Source organism: Candidatus Streptomyces philanthi (assembly GCF_059553635.1).
In genome coordinates, this window is the sequence record NZ_JCANQV010000381.1 from 1 (window position 1) to 4,573 (window position 4,573).

Annotated in this window: 7 protein-coding genes and 1 pseudogene; 1 reads left to right on the forward strand and 7 read right to left on the reverse strand. The window is 71.2% G+C overall.

The genetic code is table 11. The features are described 5' to 3' along the window. Nucleotides 1-171: 171 nt before the first annotated feature. On the reverse strand, nucleotides 172-735 hold the full coding sequence (locus AC51EU_RS27300; protein ID WP_496269755.1) for a heme-binding beta-barrel domain-containing protein: 564 nt from the start codon (nucleotides 733-735) through the stop codon (nucleotides 172-174). 302 nt (nucleotides 736-1,037) lie between these two features. Between AC51EU_RS27300 and AC51EU_RS27305 the strand changes: the two genes are divergently transcribed. Further along, nucleotides 1,038-1,403 carry a DsrE family protein gene (locus tag AC51EU_RS27305; RefSeq protein ID WP_496269756.1) on the forward strand — a complete coding sequence of 122 codons (366 nt, stop codon included), beginning with the start codon at nucleotides 1,038-1,040 and terminating at the stop codon, nucleotides 1,401-1,403. A 14-nt stretch (nucleotides 1,404-1,417) separates the two neighbouring features. Here the strand turns inward: AC51EU_RS27305 and AC51EU_RS27310 are convergent, their stop codons facing one another. From AC51EU_RS27310 to AC51EU_RS27335, 6 genes and pseudogenes are all read right to left on the reverse strand, one after another. Next, nucleotides 1,418-1,702: a DUF3099 domain-containing protein gene (locus AC51EU_RS27310; protein WP_496269757.1), complete on the reverse strand. Its 285-nt coding sequence runs from the start codon at nucleotides 1,700-1,702 to the stop codon at nucleotides 1,418-1,420. A gap of 134 nt (nucleotides 1,703-1,836) precedes the next feature. Continuing rightward, on the reverse strand, nucleotides 1,837-2,124 hold the full coding sequence (locus AC51EU_RS27315; RefSeq protein ID WP_496269758.1) for a DUF1416 domain-containing protein: 288 nt from the start codon (nucleotides 2,122-2,124) through the stop codon (nucleotides 1,837-1,839). Between the two features lie 33 nt (nucleotides 2,125-2,157). Beyond that, nucleotides 2,158-3,003 (reverse strand): sulfurtransferase, encoded by an 846-nt coding sequence (locus tag AC51EU_RS27320; RefSeq protein ID WP_496269759.1) that lies wholly within the window; start codon nucleotides 3,001-3,003, stop codon nucleotides 2,158-2,160. 180 nt (nucleotides 3,004-3,183) lie between these two features. After that, nucleotides 3,184-3,291 carry a putative leader peptide gene (locus AC51EU_RS27325; protein WP_496269760.1) on the reverse strand — a complete coding sequence of 36 codons (108 nt, stop codon included), beginning with the start codon at nucleotides 3,289-3,291 and terminating at the stop codon, nucleotides 3,184-3,186. A gap of 203 nt (nucleotides 3,292-3,494) precedes the next feature. Further along, the gene (locus AC51EU_RS27330; RefSeq protein ID WP_496269761.1) at nucleotides 3,495-4,208 is read right to left on the reverse strand and encodes an LmeA family phospholipid-binding protein; all 714 of its coding nucleotides are present in this window, start codon (nucleotides 4,206-4,208) and stop codon (nucleotides 3,495-3,497) included. Nucleotides 4,209-4,387: 179 nt separating this feature from the next. Then, nucleotides 4,388-4,573, reverse strand: a pseudogene (locus tag AC51EU_RS27335) (hypothetical protein); the annotation flags it as partial.

Sequence of the window (4,573 nt, forward strand, 5' to 3'; positions counted from 1 at the left end):
CGGTGGCGCCCCCTCGCAGTCCGCGGCGAGTGGGTGGGGTGCGCGCCGCCGCGGGCGGTCGGGCTCACGGAGGGGTGCTCCGCTTACCGTTGCGGGTCAGCGCCGGACTCTCACCGGACTTCCCCGCGGGACGCTTCGTGCAAGGGCCGCCGGTCGTACCGGCGGCGTCCGTCACTTGAAGAAGGCGATGCCGTCGTCCGGCAGGTCCTTGAGGTCCTTGGCCCACTCGCGCGGGTCGACGACCTTCTTCAGGTGCGCGGACATGTAGGGCCGCAGCGGCACCTCGGGGGTGGCCTTCTCGCCCACCCACATCAGGTCGCTGTTGACGTAGCCGTAGAGCCGCTTGCCGCCGCTGTACGGGCCGGACGCGGGGGTGCGGGCGACGGCGTCGGTGACGAGGTCGATCTGCGGCTTCTGGTCGGCCAGCTCGCCGTACCAGATCTCCACCACGCCTTGGTCGCGGATCATCACGACCTCGACCTTGCGGTCCTTGTCGACGCGCCAGTAGCCGCTCTCGGTCTCCAGCGGACGGACCTTCTTGCCCTCGCCGTCGAGCACCCAGCTGTGCGAGGTGTACTCCAGGAAGTCACGGCCGTCGTGGGTGAAGGTGACCTCCTGGCCGAAGTTGCACTTCTCGGAACCGGGGAAGTCTGCGACGCCCGCGCCCTCCCAGTTGCCCAGGAGGAAGGCCAGGGGCACGAGGGCCGGGTTCAGGTCGGACGGGATCTCGATCATCAGCTCAGGCGATCTGTAGGGAGTGAACGGGAAAGGTCGCGCGGGCCGCTCCCACGACGGTGGCGGGCGGGGCTCAGCGCTGGCCCTGGTACAGCTTCTTCCAGGTCAGACCGGCGAAGGCGATCACGGCGACGCCGACCAGGACGAGCAGGGTGGTGAAGAATGCCTCAAGCACGAGGGCGCTCCTTGCGCGGAGTGAGGTGTAACGGACCGCTTGCGAGTCTAGTCGTCGCCCGTGGTGGCGGCGCTGTGAGGTTCCCCGCCCCGGCGGACGGGCCCGCGGCCCCCTCTACGCTGGGCCCATGGCGAAGAAACTTGTGATCAAGGTGACGTCGGGGGCCGACGGGCCCGAGCGCTGCTCGCAGGCGTTCACGGTGGCGGCGGTGGCGGTGGCCAGCGGCGTCGAGGTGTCGCTGTGGCTGACCGGGGAGTCCGCCTGGTTCGGGCTGCCGGGGAAGGCGGCGGAGTTCTCCCTGCCGCACTCCGCGCCGCTGCCGGACCTGATCGACGGCATCCTCGCGGGCGGCGGCACGATCACGGTGTGCACCCAGTGCGCGGCCCGCCGCGGCATCGAGCAGAAGGACCTGATCGAGGGGGCGCGGATCGCCGGGGCGCAGGTCTTCGTCAGCGAGATCATGCCGGACGGTGTGCAGGCGCTGGTGTACTGAGCGGGCGGGCGCCGTCACGGCGAGCGGTGGTCGTCGCGCTCGTCGAGCTCGCGCCACCAGCGGTCGGACTCCGGGTCCCCGCTCTCGTCCCACCAGCGCTCGCCGGGCTCCCGCCGGTTGGCGACGATCGCGGCGACCGGCGGGATGATCATGGCCACCAGGCACAGGGCCACGGCCGCCGGGACCGACCAGAGCCGGACGACGCCCCACGCCAGGACGAACAGGACGATGCAGACCGACATCATCGTGAAGTACCAGCGGCGGCGGCGTTGCGGGGGCAGCCGGCGGGGCGCGTGCATACCTCCACGTTAAGTCCGCGCCGCGGTGGAAAGAAGCCGGCGGCGCGCCGTACCGCACAGCGCGGAGGGCCGCACCCCCGCAGGCGTCCAACCCCTGGGGTGCGGCCCTTTGGCCGTACGGCGGTCCGCCGCCGTCAGACGGCGATGGCGACCTCGGCGAGGCCGCCCTGCTGGGCGACGACGGTGCGGTCGGCGGTGGCGCCGGGGACGAGGGCGCGCAGCGTCCAGGTGCCCTCGGCCGCGTAGAAGCGGAACTGTCCGGTCGCGGAGGTGGGGACCTCGGCGGTGAACTCGCCGGTGCTGTCCAGCAGCCGCACGTACCCGGCGACGGGCTCGCCGTCGCGGGTCACGCTGCCCTGGATGGTGGTCTCACCGGGCTTGATGGTCGAGGCGTCGGGGCCGCCGGCCTGTGCTCCACACATAAGGGGTACTTCCTCGCGGTTTCGGGGGCGTGCTTACTTGCCGGGGCCGAGCTCGATCGGGACACCGACGAGCGAGCCGTACTCGGTCCAGGAACCGTCGTAGTTCCTGACGTTGGGCTGGTCGAGCAGCTCGTGCAGCACGAACCAGGTGAGCGCGGAGCGCTCGCCGATCCGGCAGTAGGCGATGGTGTCCTTGGACAGGTCCACCTGCTCGGCCTCGTAGAGGGCCGTCAGCTCCTCGTCGGACTTGAAGGTGCCGTCGTCGTTGGCGTTCTTCGACCACGGGATGTTGCGGGCGCTCGGCACATGGCCGGGGCGCTGGGACTGCTCCTGCGGCAGGTGCGCGGGGGCGAGCAGCTTGCCGCTGAACTCGTCGGGGGAGCGGACGTCGACGAGGTTGGTGGTGCCGATGGCGGCGACGACGTCGTCACGGAAGGCGCGGATCGAGACGTCCTGCGGCTTGGCCCGGTACGTGGTGGCGGGGCGGGCGGGGACCTCGGAACCGTCGACCAGGTCGCGGGAGTCCAGCTCCCACTTCTTGCGGCCGCCGTCGAGCAGCTTGACGGCGTCGTGGCCGTAGAGCTTGAAGTACCAGTAGGCGTAGGACGCGAACCAGTTGTTGTTGCCGCCGTAGAGGACGACGGTGTCGTCGTTGGCGATGCCCTTCTCCGACAGCAGCTTCTCGAAGCCGGCCTGGTCGACGAAGTCGCGGCGCACCGGGTCCTGGAGGTCCTTGCGCCAGTCGATGCGGACGGCGTTCTTGATGTGGTTCTTGTCGTAGGCGGAGGTGTCCTCGTCGACCTCGACGAGGACGACCTTGGGGTCGTCGAGGTGGGCCTCGACCCAGTCGGCGTCCACCAGGACGTCGCTACGGCTCATGATCTTCTCCTCCGGGGCAGTTGCGGGGGCGGGTGCGGTGGAGCGCGGGTACGCCGGGGCGCGCTGCGGCCTGCGTACGCGGCGCTGCGCGGGGGAATCGGGGGCGGCCGCCGACGGCCGGGGCGACGGGAGCGGGCGGGGAGGCCGTGGTGCGGCCGTCGCCCGGTCGGTCGGGGCCCGTCAGAAGGAACGACAGAGCATGGCGGCCACGCGGCACAGGTCGACTGCCCGCCGCTTGGTGAGGTCCGCCTGTCCCCGGGAACGGGGACCGCAAAATGCGCTCTGCATGCGGCCGATCGTAGGGACGGTCGGTGCGCCCTGTCACCGGTGTGTCGGATGATGAGACGGAAATGTCCGGTGTGCGGGACGAAAGGGCGGGGGACGGGCCGGGGACGGGGCCCGGGACCGGCCCTGGCCACGGGGTTCTGGCGTACGGGACGCGGCGTCTCAGGAAGCGGACATGGGGGGTGGTCCGTGGACGCGGGGTGACGTCAGCCGTGGAGCTTGACGTCCGTGCCGGAGGCGGAGATCTTGACGCCGGAGGAGTCCGCCGTCACCTTGTCGAGCTTGAGGTTGGCGGGCAGCCGGTCCAGCTTCCACTCGTGGTCGGTCTGGGCGCGGACCCGGTCCCGGCACGCGGGGATCGCGGTGCACACCGCCGGGATCGTGTCGGCCTGGAGCCGGATCGTGTTCCCGCCGGCCGTGGTGACCGTGCCGGTCACCTCCAGCGAGCCCAGCACCGGGAAGTCCGGCGAGACATTCGGGGTGATCTTCACCTGGGCCTGCCCGTTCTTCTCCCCGGCGTAGCGCACCCGCACCTTGCCGCCCGCGGCCTCGGTCAGCGCCGCGTACGAGATGTGGGCGCTGCCGGTGGCCCGCGCGGCACCCTCGATCGAGGAGTAGTCGCTGGTCAGCCGTACGTCGTGGAAGGCGGCCGACAGCTTGTCGATGCGCAGGGTGTGGCCGTCGGCGGTGGCCTTGAGGTCGTTCATCTCGGCGTCGACCTCGTCGAGGGTGCCGGATATGACCTGGGTCAGGAACGGGAAACCCTGGATGTCGACGGTCGGCGCCCGGTCGAGGCCCTGACCGGCGCGGATCTTGTCGGCCGCCTTGTCCTCGGCGAAGTTCACCGCGAACCGGTCCGCCGCCACGAACAGACCGCCGAAGACGATGACCAGGACCAGCAGCACCCTCAGTGCTTTCACCGGATCATTCCCCCTGCACGAGGCCGGACGTCCGGCCGGTCGACTTTCCTTACCGGTGCGCGGGCCCCCGCCCGCACACCGGCGAGCCTAAACGACCCGGGGAAACTCCCGACGGGAAACGGCCGCCGGAAGGAGCGTGCGCCCTTCCGGCGGCCGTTTCCCCTGGTGCGGGTGGGACGTCAGACCAGGAAGCGGTCCAGGAGGTGGACGGCGGGCGCGGCGAGCGCCAGCGGCAGCGCGACACCGGCCGTCATGTGGACGAAACGCGACGGGTAGTCGTAGCTCGCCACCCGCAGGCCGATCAGGGCGCAGACACCGGCCGCCAGGCCCAGCGCCACGGCGGCGTTCCCCGCGCCGGTCAGCTG

Bases quoted from the DNA above. Each gene is read 5' to 3' on its own strand.
- AC51EU_RS27310 (WP_496269757.1), bottom strand. From the start codon at position 1,702: ATGCACGCGCCCCGCCGGCTGCCCCCGCAACGCCGCCGCCGCTGGTAC.
- AC51EU_RS27305 (WP_496269756.1), top strand. From the start codon at position 1,038: ATGGCGAAGAAACTTGTGATCAAGGTGACGTCGGGGGCCGACGGGCCC.
- AC51EU_RS27300 (WP_496269755.1), bottom strand. From the start codon at position 735: ATGATCGAGATCCCGTCCGACCTGAACCCGGCCCTCGTGCCCCTGGCC.
- AC51EU_RS27325 (WP_496269760.1), bottom strand. From the start codon at position 3,291: ATGCAGAGCGCATTTTGCGGTCCCCGTTCCCGGGGACAGGCGGACCTC.
- AC51EU_RS27315 (WP_496269758.1), bottom strand. From the start codon at position 2,124: ATGTGTGGAGCACAGGCCGGCGGCCCCGACGCCTCGACCATCAAGCCC.
- AC51EU_RS27320 (WP_496269759.1), bottom strand. From the start codon at position 3,003: ATGAGCCGTAGCGACGTCCTGGTGGACGCCGACTGGGTCGAGGCCCAC.